General features: G+C 66.6%; 15 protein-coding genes. 8 read left to right on the forward strand and 7 right to left on the reverse strand.

The window, feature by feature from the left end:
- Positions 1 to 145 precede the first annotated feature (145 nt).
- Together VIF40_RS00925 and ftsH are read left to right on the forward strand one after the other, a co-directional pair.
- Positions 146 to 2,368 (forward strand): tetratricopeptide repeat protein, encoded by a 2,223-nt coding sequence (locus VIF40_RS00925; RefSeq protein ID WP_331935635.1) that lies wholly within the window; start codon positions 146 to 148, stop codon positions 2,366 to 2,368.
- Positions 2,369 to 2,471: 103 nt separating this feature from the next.
- On the forward strand, positions 2,472 to 4,337 hold the full coding sequence (gene ftsH, locus VIF40_RS00930; protein WP_331935636.1) for an ATP-dependent zinc metalloprotease FtsH: 1,866 nt from the start codon (positions 2,472 to 2,474) through the stop codon (positions 4,335 to 4,337).
- On the opposite strand, the gene VIF40_RS00935 is transcribed toward ftsH, so the two are convergent.
- The 4 genes from VIF40_RS00935 to leuB all read right to left on the reverse strand — a co-directional run bounded on the left by VIF40_RS00935 (position 4,315) and on the right by leuB (position 6,623).
- Positions 4,315 to 4,617 carry a type II toxin-antitoxin system RelE/ParE family toxin gene (locus VIF40_RS00935; RefSeq protein WP_331935637.1) on the reverse strand — a complete coding sequence of 101 codons (303 nt, stop codon included), beginning with the start codon at positions 4,615 to 4,617 and terminating at the stop codon, positions 4,315 to 4,317. The genes ftsH and VIF40_RS00935 overlap by 23 nt on opposite strands.
- Complete coding sequence (locus VIF40_RS00940; protein ID WP_331935638.1) at positions 4,614 to 4,874, reverse strand: hypothetical protein; 261 nt, start codon at positions 4,872 to 4,874, stop codon at positions 4,614 to 4,616. The genes VIF40_RS00935 and VIF40_RS00940 overlap by 4 nt, the downstream gene beginning before the upstream one ends.
- A 63-nt stretch (positions 4,875 to 4,937) precedes the next feature.
- On the reverse strand, positions 4,938 to 5,417 hold the full coding sequence (locus VIF40_RS21395) for a lysozyme inhibitor LprI family protein (protein ID WP_414684730.1): 480 nt from the start codon (positions 5,415 to 5,417) through the stop codon (positions 4,938 to 4,940).
- A 93-nt stretch (positions 5,418 to 5,510) separates the two neighbouring features.
- Positions 5,511 to 6,623, reverse strand: coding sequence for a 3-isopropylmalate dehydrogenase (gene leuB, locus VIF40_RS00950; RefSeq protein ID WP_331935640.1), 1,113 nt, complete (start codon positions 6,621 to 6,623; stop codon positions 5,511 to 5,513).
- 263 nt (positions 6,624 to 6,886) lie between these two features.
- Between leuB and VIF40_RS00955 the strand changes: the two genes are divergently transcribed.
- From VIF40_RS00955 to VIF40_RS00965, 3 genes are all read left to right on the forward strand, one after another.
- Positions 6,887 to 7,354 (forward strand): hypothetical protein, encoded by a 468-nt coding sequence (locus VIF40_RS00955; protein WP_331935641.1) that lies wholly within the window; start codon positions 6,887 to 6,889, stop codon positions 7,352 to 7,354.
- A 112-nt stretch (positions 7,355 to 7,466) separates the two neighbouring features.
- On the forward strand, positions 7,467 to 8,003 hold the full coding sequence (gene secG / locus VIF40_RS00960) for a preprotein translocase subunit SecG (protein WP_331935642.1): 537 nt from the start codon (positions 7,467 to 7,469) through the stop codon (positions 8,001 to 8,003).
- Between the two features lie 124 nt (positions 8,004 to 8,127).
- On the forward strand, positions 8,128 to 9,756 hold the full coding sequence (locus tag VIF40_RS00965) for a CTP synthase (protein ID WP_331935643.1): 1,629 nt from the start codon (positions 8,128 to 8,130) through the stop codon (positions 9,754 to 9,756).
- A gap of 94 nt (positions 9,757 to 9,850) precedes the next feature.
- On the opposite strand, the gene VIF40_RS00970 is transcribed toward VIF40_RS00965, so the two are convergent.
- Positions 9,851 to 10,357 carry a hypothetical protein gene (locus VIF40_RS00970; protein WP_331935644.1) on the reverse strand — a complete coding sequence of 169 codons (507 nt, stop codon included), beginning with the start codon at positions 10,355 to 10,357 and terminating at the stop codon, positions 9,851 to 9,853.
- Positions 10,358 to 10,561: 204 nt separating this feature from the next.
- On the opposite strand from VIF40_RS00970, the gene VIF40_RS00975 reads away from it, so the two are divergent.
- Together VIF40_RS00975 and VIF40_RS00980 are read left to right on the forward strand one after the other, a co-directional pair.
- Positions 10,562 to 11,968, forward strand: coding sequence for a sensor histidine kinase (locus VIF40_RS00975; RefSeq protein ID WP_331935645.1), 1,407 nt, complete (start codon positions 10,562 to 10,564; stop codon positions 11,966 to 11,968).
- The gene (locus VIF40_RS00980) at positions 11,965 to 12,618 is read left to right on the forward strand and encodes a response regulator transcription factor (RefSeq protein ID WP_331935646.1); all 654 of its coding nucleotides are present in this window, start codon (positions 11,965 to 11,967) and stop codon (positions 12,616 to 12,618) included. The genes VIF40_RS00975 and VIF40_RS00980 overlap by 4 nt, the downstream gene beginning before the upstream one ends.
- A 90-nt stretch (positions 12,619 to 12,708) precedes the next feature.
- Here the strand turns inward: VIF40_RS00980 and VIF40_RS00985 are convergent, their stop codons facing one another.
- Together VIF40_RS00985 and VIF40_RS00990 are read right to left on the reverse strand one after the other, a co-directional pair.
- On the reverse strand, positions 12,709 to 13,365 hold the full coding sequence (locus VIF40_RS00985) for a DsbA family protein (RefSeq protein ID WP_331935647.1): 657 nt from the start codon (positions 13,363 to 13,365) through the stop codon (positions 12,709 to 12,711).
- A 221-nt stretch (positions 13,366 to 13,586) separates the two neighbouring features.
- Positions 13,587 to 14,240 (reverse strand): uracil-DNA glycosylase family protein, encoded by a 654-nt coding sequence (locus tag VIF40_RS00990; protein WP_331935648.1) that lies wholly within the window; start codon positions 14,238 to 14,240, stop codon positions 13,587 to 13,589.
- A gap of 223 nt (positions 14,241 to 14,463) precedes the next feature.
- Here VIF40_RS00990 and VIF40_RS00995 point away from each other — a divergent pair, with 223 nt between their 5' ends.
- Positions 14,464 to 16,020 (forward strand): HAMP domain-containing sensor histidine kinase, encoded by a 1,557-nt coding sequence (locus VIF40_RS00995; protein WP_331935649.1) that lies wholly within the window; start codon positions 14,464 to 14,466, stop codon positions 16,018 to 16,020.
- Position 16,021 lies beyond the last annotated feature (1 nt).

Genomic DNA, 16,021 nt, shown 5'->3' on the forward strand with positions numbered 1-16,021 from the left:
GCGGCGGCGGCCGGAGAGGATGCGCATTCGTTCGCCATTCAGAAACACAGCGAACAAGCTGGCGCAACACCCGGGTTCGAAATAGGGCGCAGGCGACGGCCGGCCCGATTCGGGCGCGGCCGACGCGGGACCATTCGCGACGTTCATGAACGATATTACGCCGGATTCCGCCTTTCGAGAGGCGCGCGCACGCCATGAGGCGGGCGCGATCGACGAAGCGGCCACGCTGTATCGTGGCGTGCTCGCATCCTTTCCGCGGCACGCCGACAGCCTGCATCTGCTCGGCCTGCTCGAGGTCGAGCGCGGCGCGCCGCAGGCGGGGCTGGACTTGATCGGCGCGGCGATGTCGATCGCGCCCGGGCAGGCGATTCATCACAACAGCCGCGCGCTCGCGCTTCGCGCGCTCGGACGCTTCGACGAGGCGGTGGATGATTATCGCGCCGCTGTGGCGCTGCGCCCCGGCTCCGGCGAGCTCCGTTGCAATCTCGCGATCGCGCTGACCGAGCTCGGCCGCGGCGTGGAAGCGGCGGCGCATTACGCCAAGGCCGCCGAATGCGCGCCGGACCGGCCGGAAATCTGGTACAATCTCGCCAATGCGCTGGCCGAGATCGGCCCCGCCGCGCAGGTCGAAGCGGCGTTTCTGCGCGCCATAGAGCTGGAGCCGCGGCTCGTCGAGGCGCAAGCCAATTTCGGCCGCTGGCTGATGCAGCGCGGCCGCTGGAGCGAGGCTGCGGCGCGCCTCACCATCGCCGTGCGGCTCGCTCCGGCCGCCGCCTATTGGAACAATCTCGCCGTCGTCCTGCAGGAGCTCGGCCGCCATTCCGAGGCGATCGTCTGCTACGAGAGCGCGCTGACGCTGCAGCCCGATCTCGCCGACGCGCATTACAATCTCGGCTGCCTGCTGCACGTCAGGGGACGCACGGATGAGGCCGTGGCCCGTCATCATGCGGCGATCGCAGCGGATTCGCGTCATGGCGGCGCGCGCATCGCGCTGTGCATGGCGGAGCTGCCGATCCTCTATGCCGCGCAGGAGGAGATCGCCCTCCGTCGCGCGCGCTATGCGGCCGCGCTTGAGGCGCTCGTCGCTTCGTCGCGAGATGCGGAGATCGCCGCCGCGCTCGCGCCGGCCATCGGCGCGACGCAGCCGTTTTTCCTTCCCTATCAAGGCGAGGACGATCGCGCATTGCAGACGCGCTACGGCGAATTCGCTTGCCGTGTCCTGGCGCAGACGCGTCCCGCCGCGCCGCTCGCGCCGCCGCCTGCGCCCGGCGAGCGCATCAGAATCGGCCTCGTGAGCGGCTTCTTCTGCCGCCATACGGTGTTCCGCCTCTTTCTCGAGAGCTGGATCACGCGGCTCGATCGCGCGCGCTTCGAGCTGATCGGCTTCCACACCGGCAGGACGCAGGACGCCGACACGATTCTCGCCGCGCAATATTGCGAGCATTTTCTATGCGAGCCGTCGACGCCGCAGGGCTGGCGCGAGGCCATCGTCGCCGCGGCGCCGCATGTTCTGCTCTATCCAGAGATCGGCATGGACCCGGTTTCCGGCTGGCTGGCGGCGCAGCGCCTCGCCCCCGTCCAATGCATGGCCTGGGGCCAGCCGGAGACGAGCGGCATGCCGACGATCGACTATTTCCTGTCGAGCGCGCTGATGGAGCCGGACGGCGCCGAGCGCTTCTACACCGAGCGGCTGGCGCCGATGCCCAATCTCGGCCTGCATTACAGGGCGGAGCAGCTCGCCCTGACGCCGCTCGACAGGACGCTCTTCGGCGCCAAGCCCCATGCGCCGATCTTCTTCTCGGGGCAGGCGCTCTATAAATATCAGCCCTGCCACGACATCGTCTTCCCGCGCATCGCAGCGGCGGTCGGCCCTTGCAAATTCCTCTTCATCGCCTTCGCCAAGAGCGAGGAGGTGACGGCGGCGTTTCGCGCGCGGCTGCAGCGCGTCTTCGCGGCGGCGGGGCTTTCCGCCGACGATCATTGCGTGATCCTGCCGCAAATGCCGCAGGAGCTGTTCATCGCCGCGGCCGCCGCCTCCGACGTCATTCTCGACACGCTCGGCTGGTCGGGCGGCCGCTCGACGTTGGATCTGCTCGGCGCCGACCGGCCGATCGTGACGCTGCCGGGCGATTTCATGCGCGGGCGCCATACGGCCGCGATTCTGCGCCGCATCGGTTGCGAGGAGACGATCGCCTCCTCGCTGGACCATTATGTCGAGATCGCCGTGCGCCTGGGGCGCGACCGCGCTGCGCGCGCTGCGCTCGCCGGCTTCATCGCCGCCAACAAGCACAAGGCTTTCGAGGATATGGATTATATTCGCGCGCTCGAGGATTTTCTCGAAGCGGCGGCGCGCAACGGCCCATTCTGAGCGCTCGGCCGTCGCGGAGTGGATAAGCTCGCGGCGGCGCCTATATGTGAACGGCTCACGCGCCCAGGTGAGCAAACATATATAGCGACGACGAGGCCCACCCATGGAGAAGCCCGCGAAAGACAACGCCTGGTCTTTCCATCTCGCCTATTTCCTCTCGGCGCTCGTCGGCGTTCTCGTCCTGCAGCAGATGTGGACGGTCTACCGCCAGACCGAGGTCGTTCCCTATAGCGAGTTCGAGACTCTGCTGCGTGACAGCAAGATCGACTCGGTCGAGGTCGGCGGCGACGTCGTGCGCGCGACGTTGAAGGAGCCGATGAAAGACGGCCGCAAGCAGATCGCCGCCGTGCGCGTGCCGACGGACATCGCCGCAGAGCTCGAGGCGGCCAAGGTCAAATATTCCGGAATCGTCGAAAATACCTTTGTCTCGACGCTGCTCTCCTGGGTCCTGCCGATCGCGCTGTTCTTCCTGGTCTGGAGCTTTTTGTCGCGTCGCGTCACGCAAGGGCTCGGCTCGGTCATGCAGATCGGCCAGAGCCGCGCCAAAATCTTCGTCGAGACGCAGGTGAAGGTCGGCTTCGCCGATGTCGCCGGCGTCGACGAGGCCAAGGAGGAGTTGCAGGAGGTCGTGGCCTTTCTGAAGGACCCGCAGACCTATGGGCGGCTCGGCGCGCGCGTTCCGAAAGGCATATTGCTGGTGGGGCCGCCCGGCACCGGCAAGACGCTGCTCGCCCGCGCGGTGGCGGGCGAGGCGGGCGTGCCCTTCTTCTCCATCACCGGCTCGGAATTCGTGGAAATGTTCGTCGGCGTCGGCGCCGCGCGGGTGCGCGATCTCTTCACGCAGGCGCGCGCCTCCGCGCCTTGCATCATCTTCATCGACGAGCTCGATGCGCTCGGCCGCGCGCGCGGCGTCTCGGGCCTCTCCGGCGGTCATGACGAGAAGGAGCAGACGCTCAATCAATTGCTCGCCGAGTTGGACGGTTTCGATCCCTCCTCCGGCGTCGTGCTGCTCGCCGCCACCAATCGGCCCGAGGTGCTCGATCCGGCGCTGCTGCGCGCGGGGCGCTTCGATCGGCAGATTTCCGTCGATCGGCCGGACAAGATCGGCCGCGCCGCGATCCTCGACGTGCATTTGAAGAAGATCAAGCTCGGCGCCGATGTCGACCCCGCCGAGATCGCCGCCATGACGCCCGGCTTCACCGGCGCCGATCTCGCCAATCTCGTCAACGAGGCCGCGACGCTGGCGACGCGCCGGCGCGCGGCGTCGGTGACGCCCGATGATTTCATCGCCGCGATCGAACGTGTGATCGCCGGACCGGAGAAGCGCAATCGGCTGCTGCATCCGCGCGAGCGGCGCATCGTCGCCAATCATGAGATGGGTCATGCGATCGTCGCCATGGCGCTGCCGGATATGGACCCGATCAAGAAGGTCTCGATCATTCCGCGCGGCATGGGCGCGCTCGGCTATACGATGCAGATGCCGCTCGAGGACCGCTACCTGATGACGCGCACCGAGCTGATAAATCGCATGACGGTTCTGCTCGGCGGCCGCGCGGCGGAGATGGCGGTGTTTCACGAGGCGACCACCGGCGCCGCCGACGATCTGCAACGCGCCACCGAAATGGCCCGCTCCATGGCGACGCGCTACGGCATGGAGCCTTCCGTCGGGCAGGCGTCCTATATCGCCGAGCGGCCGCGCTATCTCGACATCGGCGATCTCGGCCAGCGCTCCGCGGCGAGCGAGGAGACGAGCGCCAAGATCGACCGCGCCGTCCGCGAATTGGTGGACGACGCCTTTGCGCGCGCGACGCGGATTTTGAAGAGCTGCGCCAGCATCCACGAGGAGTCGGCGAAGAAGCTGCTCGACGAGGAGACGTTTTCGGAAGAGGAGCTGGAGCCGATAAAGGCGCAGGTGCAGGCCCGCATCGAGGTTCGCGGGTCTTCGGTCATTGCAGAAGGTCGCGCGTGATGTCTCGGCGGCCGTGAAGGATTCGGATCACGCTCAGAAGGTCCTCGCCTTCGAGGCGGCGATAGACGAGATAGGGAAACACCACGCCGATGCGCACATGCGCGCCGAGGCTGGCGCGTGAGGGGCAGATTTCGGGATGGGCCGCGATCCGCTCGAAGAAGCTCTCGAACCGGCGATTGTATTTCTCGGCGATGCGAACGCCCGCCTCGCGCGCGATCTCTGCGAGTATGTCGGCCATGTCCGCGTCGGCGAGCGCCGTGACGACGACGCGCGTCGTCATCCTTTCATCGCCGCGAGCCGAGCCGCGTTTCGCGCCTTGAGCTCGTCGAGCGAGATGATCTCGCCGCGTTCGAGCGCGGCGAGGCCTTCGGCGACCAGAGGCTTGGCCCAGGCGAGATCGTCGCCCTCCTCGAGCATGCGCTCGGCGATGCGCTCATCGATGAGCCGGCGCGCCGCCTCCTCGATCGAATTGAAATCGCCACGCGCCACCCGGGCGTCGAGCCACGCTTCCTGCTCAGGGGTGAGGGTAATCGGCATTCGCCTTCTCTACCACGAAACGCCCGGCTCGGAACAGCAGACAGCTGCACTTGGACGGCTCGCTCAATTGCAGGGCGCAAGGGCGTCGCGTGGCGCATTCGGAGGCCACCCGTCGAGTTCATTCGCTCGCGCATCGGAGAGCCGAGCTCGACACATCAGTTCATTCATTGGAGAGATCGAGCCGTCGCCGCTACCCCAGAAGGCGCAATCCGAGTCGCGAAATATGATCCATGCTCGTTGCGCCGCCTTGAGCTTGGCCTTTTCCTGCGGATCGAGATAACACGCTACAGCCTGATACGATTTATTCAGCTTTTCGTCGGCCGCGCGAAAGTCTTTCATCGCGCAGTCGGTCATATCGCGCTGTGTCATGGCCTCGTCCCAGCACGACCGACCGCGCGGCGCCGTAGAATTGGCTGTGGTTTCGGAGTGAGAAACCTCACCGGACGAGATTAACAGAATCGCTGCAAGGATAACGGCGGAGCAGGCGATGTCGCGATATACGCTATGCGCTCGTATGCGGCGCTCCCTTTCACTTTTGCGCAATTGTCGTCAATTCGTCATACGCAACGAAGCGCGAAAAGTCGGGCCGCGTGGAACGCGCCGAAGCGCGTTCCATCTCGCATGGGGCGGATCACGTCACCCCAGCGTCTTCTTCAGCTCGGCGAGAATGGCGTCGCCCATCTGGCTGGTCGAGACCGGCTTGCCGCTCGGCCCGACGATGTCCGCCGTGCGCAGGCCGGCGGCGAGCACATTGGCGATCGCTTTGTCCACCGCGTCGGCAGCCTCGGTGAGGCCGAAGGAATAGCGCAGCGCCATCACGACGGAGCCGATCATGGCGATCGGATTGGCGAGGCCCTTGCCCGCAATGTCCGGCGCCGAGCCATGCACGGGCTCGTAGAGCGCCTTGCGCTTGCCGGTGGCGGCGTCTTCTCCGCCGAGCGAGGCCGAGGGCAGCATTCCGAGCGAGCCGGTCAGCATGGAGGCGACATCCGACAGCAGGTCGCCGAACAGATTGTCGGTGACGATCACGTCGAACTGCTTGGGCCGGCGCACCAGCTGCATGCCGAGCGAATCGGCGAGCATATGGTCCAGCTTCACATCGGCATAGTCGCGCGCATGCAGGGCGGCGACGGTCTCGCGCCACAGCAGCCCGGACTTCATCACATTGGATTTTTCCGAGGAGGTCACGCGATTGTCGCGCTTGCGGGCGAGCTCGAAGGCGACGCGGGCGATGCGCTCGATCTCGTAGGTCTCATAGACCTGCGTGTCGACGCCGCGCTTCTGGCCATTGCCGAGATCGGTGATCTCCTTGGGCTCGCCGAAATAGACGCCGCCGGTCAGCTCACGCACAATCATGATGTCGAGGCCGTCGACGAGATCGGGCTTCAGCGAGGAGGCCTCGACCAGCGCCGGATAGCAGATGGCCGGACGCAGATTGGCGAAGAGGCCGAGGTCCTTGCGCAGGCGCAGCAGGCCAGCCTCGGGGCGCACGTCATAGGGCACGCCATCCCATTTCGGGCCGCCGACGGCGGCGAGCAGCACGGCGTCGGCGCTCTGCGCGAGGGCCATGTCGGCCTCGCTGATCGCCTGGCCATGGGCGTCATAGGCGGCGCCGCCGACGAGGCCGTTCTCCGTCTCGAAAGAGGCGACGCCGGCCGTGCTCAGAAAGGCGACGAGCTTCTCGGCCTCGGCCATGATTTCCGGGCCGATGCCGTCGCCGGGCAACAGAAGAAGCTTGTAGGCGGCCATGCAATCCCTCTCTATGACTGGTTCCCTCGCGTTCGCGCCGTCAATAAGGCGCTCGCCGCCGCAACGCAACAAGGTGGAAAAATCCATCGTGATGCGACAATCTGTCCGAATCGACGCGCTTGCCGGGACAGCGACGGCCGTGCAGCCTGTGGTCGGAGGCCCATAAGGAGCCCGCTTCGCGCCCCTCGCGCTTCATGGCGCCCAACCATGAAGCATGAATGCCGCGACGGATAAAAAACGAGAAAAAAGAGGAGACGCGTTTCATGTCGAAATCGAAGATCGTGGCGGCCGCCTTGCTGGCGACCGCGCTCACCGCCGGCCACGCCGAGGCCTTCTGCCTGTTCTCCTGCGAGCCGACCGCCGACAACGCTCGCTCGGTGTTCGAGAACCGGTTGAAAAAGAAGTTCGATCCGGACGCTCGGATCGTCAAGTTCGACGTGTCGCGCTTCTGGCAGCTCGATGTCGAGGGCGCCGGTCACAAGGCGGTCGAATTTTATTTCACCTCCACGGTGGAGTTCCCCAAGGGCGCCCATCTCGATTGCAAGCCGGACGACGCCGGGGCGGTCAAGGCCGGCTGCTCGGCGAGCAAATATTTCTCGACCACCGTCTCCAATCAGGAGATCAAGGACCATCAATATATCGAGCCCGGCGCGAAGATCGACTTCAGCGACGAGACGCGCTTCGATCAAGCCCCCGGCGGCTGGAAGGGCCAGGACGGCAACTCCTACTGATCGGACGTCGCCGCCCCTTCCCTAGGCCCGCGCAATTGGTGTAGAAGGCCGCGACAAGAAAATGCGCGGGCCGCGGGGCGGGCGGAAACCGAGCGCCGGGAGATAGCGGTTCATGCAGCAGGTTATCATCGTCATCCACCTGATGGTGGTGGTCGCTCTCGTTATTCTGATTCTGTATCAGAAGTCGGAGGGCGGCGCGCTCGGCATCGGCGGCGGCGGCGGCCTGTTCACGGGCCGCGGCCAGGCCAACGCCATCACCCGCGCGACGGGCATTCTCGGCGCGATCTTCTTCCTGACGAGCATCGCTCTCACCGTTCTCCCGGCCTGGGAGCGCGGCGGCGAGGGGGTCGACGCCGGCAAGCTCGAGCTCAAGGAGCTGCCGCCGGCCGGCGCGCCGGCGACGCCGGGCGCCGCCGCCCCGGCCCCGGCCGAGAAGAAAGAGAGCATCTTCGACCAGCTGCAGCGCGCCCAGCAGCAGCGCCAGGGCGCGACGCCGCCGGCCGCCGAGCAGCCGACCGCTCCGGCCGAGGCGACTCCCCCGGCGGCCGAAGGCGCGAAAGAGCCCGAGGCCAAGGCGCCTGAAGTGAAGGCTGCTCCCGAAGTCAACGCTCCCGCGGGCGTCGACACGGCCCCGACCGAGCAGAAATAAGGCGCGGGGCGGCCTAAGGCCGCCTCCCGCAGCTTCGGCGCGAGAGAACGCGCCGGTGGAAATCCGCCGGCCGACGAAAAAAGTCTTTTCCGAATCGATCCCGAGGCGATAAGCGTAAGGCCCCATGGCGCGGTACATCTTCATCACCGGCGGCGTGGTCTCCTCACTCGGCAAGGGCTTGGCGTCGGCAGTGCTCGGAGCATTGCTTCAGGCGCGTGGCTACACCGTGAGGCTGCGCAAGCTCGATCCCTATCTCAACGTCGATCCTGGCACGATGAGTCCGTACCAGCACGGCGAGGTCTTCGTCACCGACGACGGCGCCGAGACCGATCTCGATCTCGGCCATTACGAGCGCTTCACCGGCCGTCCCGCCTGCAAGCAGGACAATGTGACGACCGGGCGCATCTATCAGGACATCATCGCCAAGGAGCGGCGCGGCGACTATCTCGGCGCGACGATCCAGGTCATTCCCCATGTCACCAACGCCATCAAGGACTTCGTCCTCGAGGGCAACGACCATGTCGATTTCGCGCTGATCGAGATCGGCGGCACGGTGGGCGACATCGAGGGCCAGCCCTTCTTCGAGGCGATCCGCCAGCTCGGCAATGAGCTGCCGGAGAAGCATTGCGTCTATATCCATCTGACGCTGCTGCCCTTCATCCCCAGCGCCGGCGAGCTGAAGACCAAGCCGACGCAGCATTCGGTGAAGGAGCTGCGCTCGATCGGCATTCAGCCGGACATTCTCCTCTGCCGCACCGATCGCGAGATCCCGCGCGAGGAGCGCCGCAAGCTCGGCCTGTTCTGCAACGTCCGCGAGAGCGCCGTGATCGAGGCGCGCGACGCCGCCCATATCTATGACGTGCCGCGGGCCTATCACGCGGCGGGTCTCGACGCGCAGGTGCTCGCCGCCTTCGGCATAGACCCGGCCCCCAAGCCGGATATGAGCCGCTGGAATGCGGTGACGCAGCGCGTCAACAATCCCGAGGGCGAGGTGACGATCGCCGTCGTCGGCAAATATACGGGCATGAAGGACGCCTATAAGAGCCTCATCGAGGCTCTGGCGCATGGCGGCATCGCCAATCGCGTGAAGGTCAATCTCGACTGGATCGAATCGGAGGTGTTCGAGAGCTCCGATCCGGCCGCGCATCTCGAGCATGTGAACGGCATTCTCGTGCCCGGCGGCTTCGGCCAGCGCGGCGCGGAGGGCAAGATTCTCGCGGCGCGCTTCGCCCGCGAGCGCAAGGTCCCCTATTTCGGCATCTGCTTCGGCATGCAGATGGCCGTCATCGAGGCGGCGCGGGCGCTCGCCGGCATAGAGAAAGCCAATTCCACCGAATTCGGCCCTTGCGAGCAGCCCGTCGTCGGTCTGATGACCGAATGGCTGCGCGGCAATGATCTCGAGCAGCGTCGCGCCGGCAACGATCTTGGCGGCACCATGCGGCTCGGCGCCTATCCCGCGCATTTGAAGCCCGGCTCGCATATCGCGAAAATCTACGGCCGCCATGATATTTCCGAGCGCCACCGGCACCGCTACGAGGTGAACTCGGCCTTTCGCGAGCAGCTCGAGGCGCATGGCCTCTCCTTCGCGGGCCTGTCGCCGGACGGGCTGCTGCCGGAGACGGTCGAGATTCCCGACCATCCCTGGTTCATCGGCGTGCAATATCACCCGGAGCTGAAGTCGCGCCCCTTCGAGCCGCATCCGCTGTTCGCGAGCTTCATCGAGGCGGCCAAGGCGCAGAGCCGGCTGGTCTGAGGCGAGAGCGAGCCGGAAGGCTCGCGGTCCAAAGCGCTTTCGGCATGCGAGCCTTCAGGCTCGCATGCCGGCGTTCCCCCGGAATTTCGGGCTTTCACCCCACCTTTTCGAATTGCGGCGACGCCGCCGCCGGCGCGTGGCCTGCGCGCCAGGCGGCGCGGACGGCGAGAAAAGCGGCGGCGAGAAATCCCGCCGTCGTCAAAGTGAAGCTCACCCCCGCCATCAGCGGAAAATGCGGCTCGACCAGCGGGAGCGTCGCCGGATCGACCTTCGGCTGCAGCGAACGCAGCACGAAGCTGAGCGGATTGTTGAAGGCGCCGAAGCAGCTCGCGGCGATCACCCAGAGCGGCGGCCGAATCGCATATTGGCGAAACAGCAGCGCGAACAGAAACAGGAACTGCGCCATCATCAGATAGTCGATATGGCCGCGGATGAGATCGTCGCGCCGGGCGATCGCTTTGGCGATCACGCCATCGGGAAAGAACAGGCTCACGCCCAAGACCCAGGCGATGGCGAGCGCGATGCCCAGCAGCAGCGCCGCAAAGCCGAGAAGAAAAGCGGTTCGCGACGGCAGGCGCGCGCCGATTGCATTGGGTTTCATCGTCGACTCTCCGAAAAAGGCCCGCATCGGACCGAGGCGCGATCCTGCCTGCTTCCCGCTTTCCGCCGAAGGGCGCGCGGGCCCGAGGCGCGCCGGGCATTTTGCCCGATCTCGTGGGACTGGCCGCCGCCGAGCCGGACCGCATTGGCCTCCCAGGCGATTCCTGCTTTACTCGGGGCCGCTGGGAGCCGGGAGCAGACCGCGATGCAATTGATCATTCGCCTCATCATGCGCCTCGTCGCCATTGTGGCGCTGTGCCTCGCGCTCACCATCGGCTGGGTGATGAACGACGCCAATCGCGCCATCCGCTCCGAGACGCAGGCCTCGGCCGAGCGCGTCGCGCATGAGCTCGAGAATCTCTTCTGGCGCGAGATTCTGTGGCGCGGCAGCATGCGGCGCGACAACATCCTGCCCATTCCCAATTGGGAGTCGCTCGCCACTTTGAAGCTGGTCTCCCCCGGCGTCTGCATCACTTTCGCGCCGGGCGCGGAGGAGCCGCGCGTGATGTGCAGCCAGATGGACGGCGTCGGGGCCGAGGCGCCGCAATGGTTCGCGCGGACCTTCGATGTTCTGTTCGGCGCGCCGGCCCCCGTCGCGCGGCCGCTCACCGTGCGCCAGCCGGAGACCGGCGCCGTCGTCGCCCGCGCCGATCGGGGAGCCGCCGTGCGTCAGGCCTGGCGCGAAATTTCCATCGTCGCCGGCGTCGCCGCCTCCATGGCCTTCGGCGTCTGCCTGCTCGCCGCGCTCGCCATCGTCCATGCGCTGGCGCCGACGCAGACGATCGTCGACGGGCTGCGTCGCCTCGAGAGCGGCAATTATCGGCACCGAATCAAGGCTTTCACGAACAGCGAATTCGGCCTCATCGCCCGCGCGGCGAATGATCTCGCCGAGCGGCTGGCGCAGACGACGGCGGAGCGCGTCGCGCTGACGAAGCGCCTGTTCGAGGTGCAGGAGGAGGAGCGCCGCGCTCTGGCGCGCGATCTCCATGACGAATTCGGCCAATGCCTCACGGCGACCAGCGCCTTCGCCGCGGCGATCGAGGCGGGGGCGGCGGACCGGCCCGATCTCGCCGCCGACGCGCGCTCGATCGGCAAGGTGGCGCGGCGCATGACGATGACATTGCGCGAGGCGCTGGCGCGGCTGCGCTCGCAGGATCTCGACGAGCTCGGCCTCGAGGCCTGCCTGGTGCAGCTCGTCGCCGGCTGGAACGCGCAGACGGCGCCGGGCGCGATCGTGCATCTCGATCTGATGGGCGATCTCGCCGGCGTGCCGCCCGCGGTCTCGACCAGCGTCTTTCGCATCGCTCAGGAGTGCCTGACCAACGCCATGCGCCACGGCCGGCCGAGCGAGGTGTTTCTGCGCGTGGAGCGGCTCGCCTCCAATGACGGAATCGTCGCGCTCACCGTGGAGGATGACGGCGAGGGCGATCCGACGCGCATCGATTTCTCCGCCGGCCACGGCCTGCTGGGAATGCGCGAGCGCGTCTCGGCCTTCGGCGGCAGCCTCTCGATCGGCCGCGCCGCTCACGGCGTCCGCGTCGCCGCGCGCATTCCGTTGATTCTCGCCAATTCCAACGCCATGGCGGCCAGCGTCTTCGGGCGTGCGGCATGAGCGGCGTCTGCGTCCTGCTCGTCGACGATCATCCGATCGTGCGCGAGGGCTATCGGCGGCTGCTGGAGCGCCAGCCCGGCTTTCGCGTCGTCGGCGAGGCCGACAGCGCGGCCTCGGCCTATCAGGCCTATCGCAAATTCTCGCCGGACGTCGTGGTAATGGACCTCCAGCTCGCCGGCGGCGCCAGCGGGCTGGAAGCGGTGCGCCACATAAGGCAATGGGACAAGCGCGCGCGCATTCTCGTCGTCACCATGCATGACGCCGCCGCCTATGCGCTGAAGGCCTTCGAGGCCGGGGCCTGCGGCTTCGTCACCAAGGGCGGCGAGGCGGCGGAGCTGGTGCGCGCCGTGGAGACGGTCGCCCGCGGCGGCCGCGCGCTCGGCGACGATATAGCGCGGGAGATCGCCGCGGAGCGTCTCGCCGAGGGCCGTTCGCCGCTCGACGATCTCGGGCCGCGCGAGACGGAAATCCTGCGCCTCGTCGCCTCCGGCCGCACGACGGACGAGATCGCCGGGGCGCTCCATCTCAGCGCCAAGACGGTGCAGAATTACCACTATCAGATCAAATCGAAGGTGGGCGCGCGCACCGACGCGCATCTGGTCTGGCTCGCCATCGGCGCCGGACTCGTCGGCGCCGAGAGGTCTGTGTGATCGGAAAGCGAGCCTGACGGCACGCGGTCCAAGGGCGCGATCGGACCGCGAGCCTTCAGGTCGCCCGGCGCAGTCTTGCGCAGCCGGGCTTTACGACTTCGCCTTCTCGGTCAGAATTTTCTCGAAGTCGGCCTCGGGAATCTCGCCGCTGTACCGGTCGCCATTGATGAAGAAGGTCGGCGTCGAGTTGATGCCGAATTTCTCCGCCGCGCGGTCGCGCACCTTGCTCACATTCTCGAAGAGCTGCTGATCCTTCAGCGTCGCCTCGAATTTCTCCTGGCCGAGGCCGGTCTGCTTCAGCACATTGGCGAGGCCGTCGAGCGGCTTGTCGACGAAGGCCCAGTTCTTTTGCTGGGAGAAGAGGAGATCGACCACCGCGTCGCGCTTGTCGCCGGCGTTGCGCGCCAGCATGAAGGCCGCGGTCGCCAGCGGATCGAGCGGGAACTCGCGCAGGATGAACTTCGCCTTGCCGGTGTCGATGAAGTTCTTCTTCAACACCGGATAGACGTCCTTGTGGAAGGCGGCGCAATGGCTGCAGGTCATGGAGGCGTATTCGACGATGGTGATCGGCGCGTCGGCCTTGCCCGCGACGATATCCGGCAGGGCGTTGGGCCCCATGAGCTCATCGACCGGGACCTTGCCGCTCGGCGCCTTCTGGGCGAAGGCGGGCGCGGCGAAGGCGAATGCGGCGGAAGCCGCCGCGGCGAGCGCGGCGCGACGGGAGAAACGAAGGTCGAAGCTTTGCATGGACGCTCCATAGGGTCGCGGAACCGGCGGACCATAGAGCATTTTCCGGTCGCGGGGAATCCGAGGAGAGCGAGGTTTCCGCCCGAGCCGATCGGATCGACGCGCTCCTCGGGAGAATAGCCGACGCCGCGGATACATATGCTCGGCGCATCCGGTTCGGGTGTTTCGACGCTCGGCGCGAAGGTCGCCGATCGCCTGTCGAAAGTGCGCGCTAGCGTGCGCTAGGGACCGAGTCCGGCCAGCCGCTCCACCTCCGCCCGCACCACCGGCAAAAGCTCCTCCGCGAACCAGGGATTGCGCTTCAGCCAGCCCGTATTGCGCCAGGAGGGATGCGGCAGCGGGACGATCTTGGGCGAAAGCGCCGAAAATTCCCGCCAGCGCCCGACCGTCTCGGCGACGCTCGCGCCGGGCCGCAGCGATATCCCCAGACGGCGCAGATGATAGGCCTGCGCATATTTGCCGACCGCCAGAATCGTCTCCACCTGCGGCAGAGCCGCGAATAGCGCGTCATGCCATTGCGGCGCGCATTCGCGGCGCGGCGGCAGATCGCCGCCATGCGCGTCATAGCCCGGAAAGCAGAAGCTCATCGCCGCGACTCCGATGCGGTCGACGTCGTAGAAAATCTCGCGGTTCACCCCCATCCAGTCGCGCAGCCGGTCGCCGGAGGGGTCGTCGAAGGGAAGGCCGGAGCGATGCACGCGCATTCCCGGCGCCTGGCCCGCGATCAGCAGCCGCGCTCGCGGCGAGACGCGCAGCACCGGCCGCGGCTCATGCGGAAGCGCCGAGCCCTCCGGCCGCTCGACGCAGAGGCGGCAGGCGCCGACGCCGGAAACGAGCGCGGCGAGAGCGGCTTCGCTCGCGGTGGAAAAGCTCACTTTTGCGCTCCCTGATGGGGGCGTTCCATAAAATTCGACAAATGTCGTGAGTCCCCCGTTAACGTTTCCGCCCCATTATCAGTGACGCTCGACCTGACGCCTAGATTGCAGAGACATTTTTCGGGGTCTGGAAAGAGTCGTGACGGCGTTTCCCGCACGGGGCGTTTCCCTCATGGGGCCGTCGTTCGAGTGCGAACATCGTTGCTTTCGGGTTCAGCGTATCATGAATGACATCACCGCCGAGATGATCGAGCGCGGCCGAGGCAAGGACCCGCGCGTCGCCGTCGAGCGTCGCCGTCGCAGCGCCAAGGTGCGCGCGGCGCGCGAGAAGCTCACCACCTCGGACACGGGCCATCGCGGCTGCGACGTCGGCCTGCTGCGCGCCTACGCCTCCGCGCGAATCCATTCTGCGGTTCCCGCGACGGCGCTCATCGCCATGGTGGCGGCGCTCACCCGCTATTGGATGGAGGGCGAGGTCGACATCATCTGGACCGTGCTCGCCTTCTCGAGCCTGCTGCTCTGCTACGGCCTCGCCAAAAAGCTCGAGCGCCTGTCCGACGACGAGATCAATGTCGTCGGCTGGCGCAGCAAATTCGTCGCCGCGGAATTCCTGCACGGGCTCGTCTGGGCGGCGATGGCGCTGCTGCTGCTGCAAGCGAGCGACCCCAACGCCAAGGCGTTCGTCACCGCCATGCTGATGCTCGCGGCGGCCTTCAACACGATGGTCACGGCGACGATTCCCTTCGCCGTCTATGCGACGATCACGCCGATCTCGCTCGCCATCGTCGCCTGTCTGCGCATAGACGGCGTCGAGGATACGAGCCTCTCGCTGCTGGCGCTGGTCGGCGCGGCGCAAGTGTTCTTCGTGGTGCTCGCCAAGCGCTTCCATCATGTGACGCGCGAGAGCCTGTTCTTTCGTATCGAGAAGGACGATCTCATCGGCGAGCTCGAGCAGGCCAAGGCCAATTCCGACGAGGCGCGCCGTCGCGCGGAGGAGGCCAATCTCGCCAAATCGCGCTTCCTCGCCACCATGAGCCATGAGCTGCGCACGCCGCTCAACGCCATTCTCGGCTTTTCGGAAGTGCTGAAGAACGAGCTGTTCGGCGTCCATGCGGTGGCGGCCTATAAGGATTACTCCAACGACATCCACTGCAGCGGCCAGCATCTGCTGATGCTCATCAACGAGATTCTCGATCTCTCGCGCGTCGAGGCCGGCCGCTACGAGCTGAAGGAGGAGAGCGTCTCGCTCGCCGGCGTCATCGAGGACTGCCGCCATCTCCTGACCATTCGCGCGCAAAAGCGCGGCATAGAGATGATCGAGGTCAAGGAGCCGGATCTCCCGCGCATCTGGGCGGATGAGCGCGCGGTGCGGCAGATCATGCTCAATCTCCTGACCAACGCCATCAAATTCACGCCGCAGGGCGGGCAGGTGACGCTGAAGATCGGCTGGACCAGCGCCGGCGGCCAATATGTGGCGATCAAGGACACCGGTCCGGGCATTCCGGAGGAGGAGATCGCCGTCGTCATGTCCTCCTTCGGCCGCGGCACGCTGGCGCAGAAGAATGCGGAGGAGGGCACCGGCCTCGGCCTGCCGATCGTCAAGGGCCTCGTCGATCTGCATGGCGGAATGTTCAAGCTGAAGTCCAGGGTGCGCGAGGGCACGGAGGCGATCGTCGTCTTCCCGCCGGAGCGTGTGATGAACGCGCTGCCGAAATTCGAGGAAGAGGACGAGGCGCCGCATTACATCAGCGTCGACCGGCGGCGGAATGCGGCGGCGTGAG

The organism is Methylosinus sp. (assembly GCF_036560965.1).
GTDB lineage: Bacteria > Pseudomonadota > Alphaproteobacteria > Rhizobiales > Beijerinckiaceae > Methylosinus.

What these genes read in the sequence shown, in the direction of transcription:
- VIF40_RS00925 (WP_331935635.1), top strand. Translation starts at nt 146, where the DNA reads ATGAACGATATTACGCCGGATTCCGCCTTTCGAGAGGCGCGCGCACGC.
- ftsH (WP_331935636.1), top strand. Translation starts at nt 2,472, where the DNA reads ATGGAGAAGCCCGCGAAAGACAACGCCTGGTCTTTCCATCTCGCCTAT.
- VIF40_RS00935 (WP_331935637.1), bottom strand. Translation starts at nt 4,617, where the DNA reads ATGACGACGCGCGTCGTCGTCACGGCGCTCGCCGACGCGGACATGGCC.
- VIF40_RS00940 (WP_331935638.1), bottom strand. Translation starts at nt 4,874, where the DNA reads ATGCCGATTACCCTCACCCCTGAGCAGGAAGCGTGGCTCGACGCCCGG.
- leuB (WP_331935640.1), bottom strand. Translation starts at nt 6,623, where the DNA reads ATGGCCGCCTACAAGCTTCTTCTGTTGCCCGGCGACGGCATCGGCCCG.
- VIF40_RS00955 (WP_331935641.1), top strand. Translation starts at nt 6,887, where the DNA reads ATGTCGAAATCGAAGATCGTGGCGGCCGCCTTGCTGGCGACCGCGCTC.
- secG (WP_331935642.1), top strand. Translation starts at nt 7,467, where the DNA reads ATGCAGCAGGTTATCATCGTCATCCACCTGATGGTGGTGGTCGCTCTC.
- VIF40_RS00965 (WP_331935643.1), top strand. Translation starts at nt 8,128, where the DNA reads ATGGCGCGGTACATCTTCATCACCGGCGGCGTGGTCTCCTCACTCGGC.
- VIF40_RS00970 (WP_331935644.1), bottom strand. Translation starts at nt 10,357, where the DNA reads ATGAAACCCAATGCAATCGGCGCGCGCCTGCCGTCGCGAACCGCTTTT.
- VIF40_RS00975 (WP_331935645.1), top strand. Translation starts at nt 10,562, where the DNA reads ATGCAATTGATCATTCGCCTCATCATGCGCCTCGTCGCCATTGTGGCG.
- VIF40_RS00980 (WP_331935646.1), top strand. Translation starts at nt 11,965, where the DNA reads ATGAGCGGCGTCTGCGTCCTGCTCGTCGACGATCATCCGATCGTGCGC.
- VIF40_RS00985 (WP_331935647.1), bottom strand. Translation starts at nt 13,365, where the DNA reads ATGCAAAGCTTCGACCTTCGTTTCTCCCGTCGCGCCGCGCTCGCCGCG.
- VIF40_RS00995 (WP_331935649.1), top strand. Translation starts at nt 14,464, where the DNA reads ATGAATGACATCACCGCCGAGATGATCGAGCGCGGCCGAGGCAAGGAC.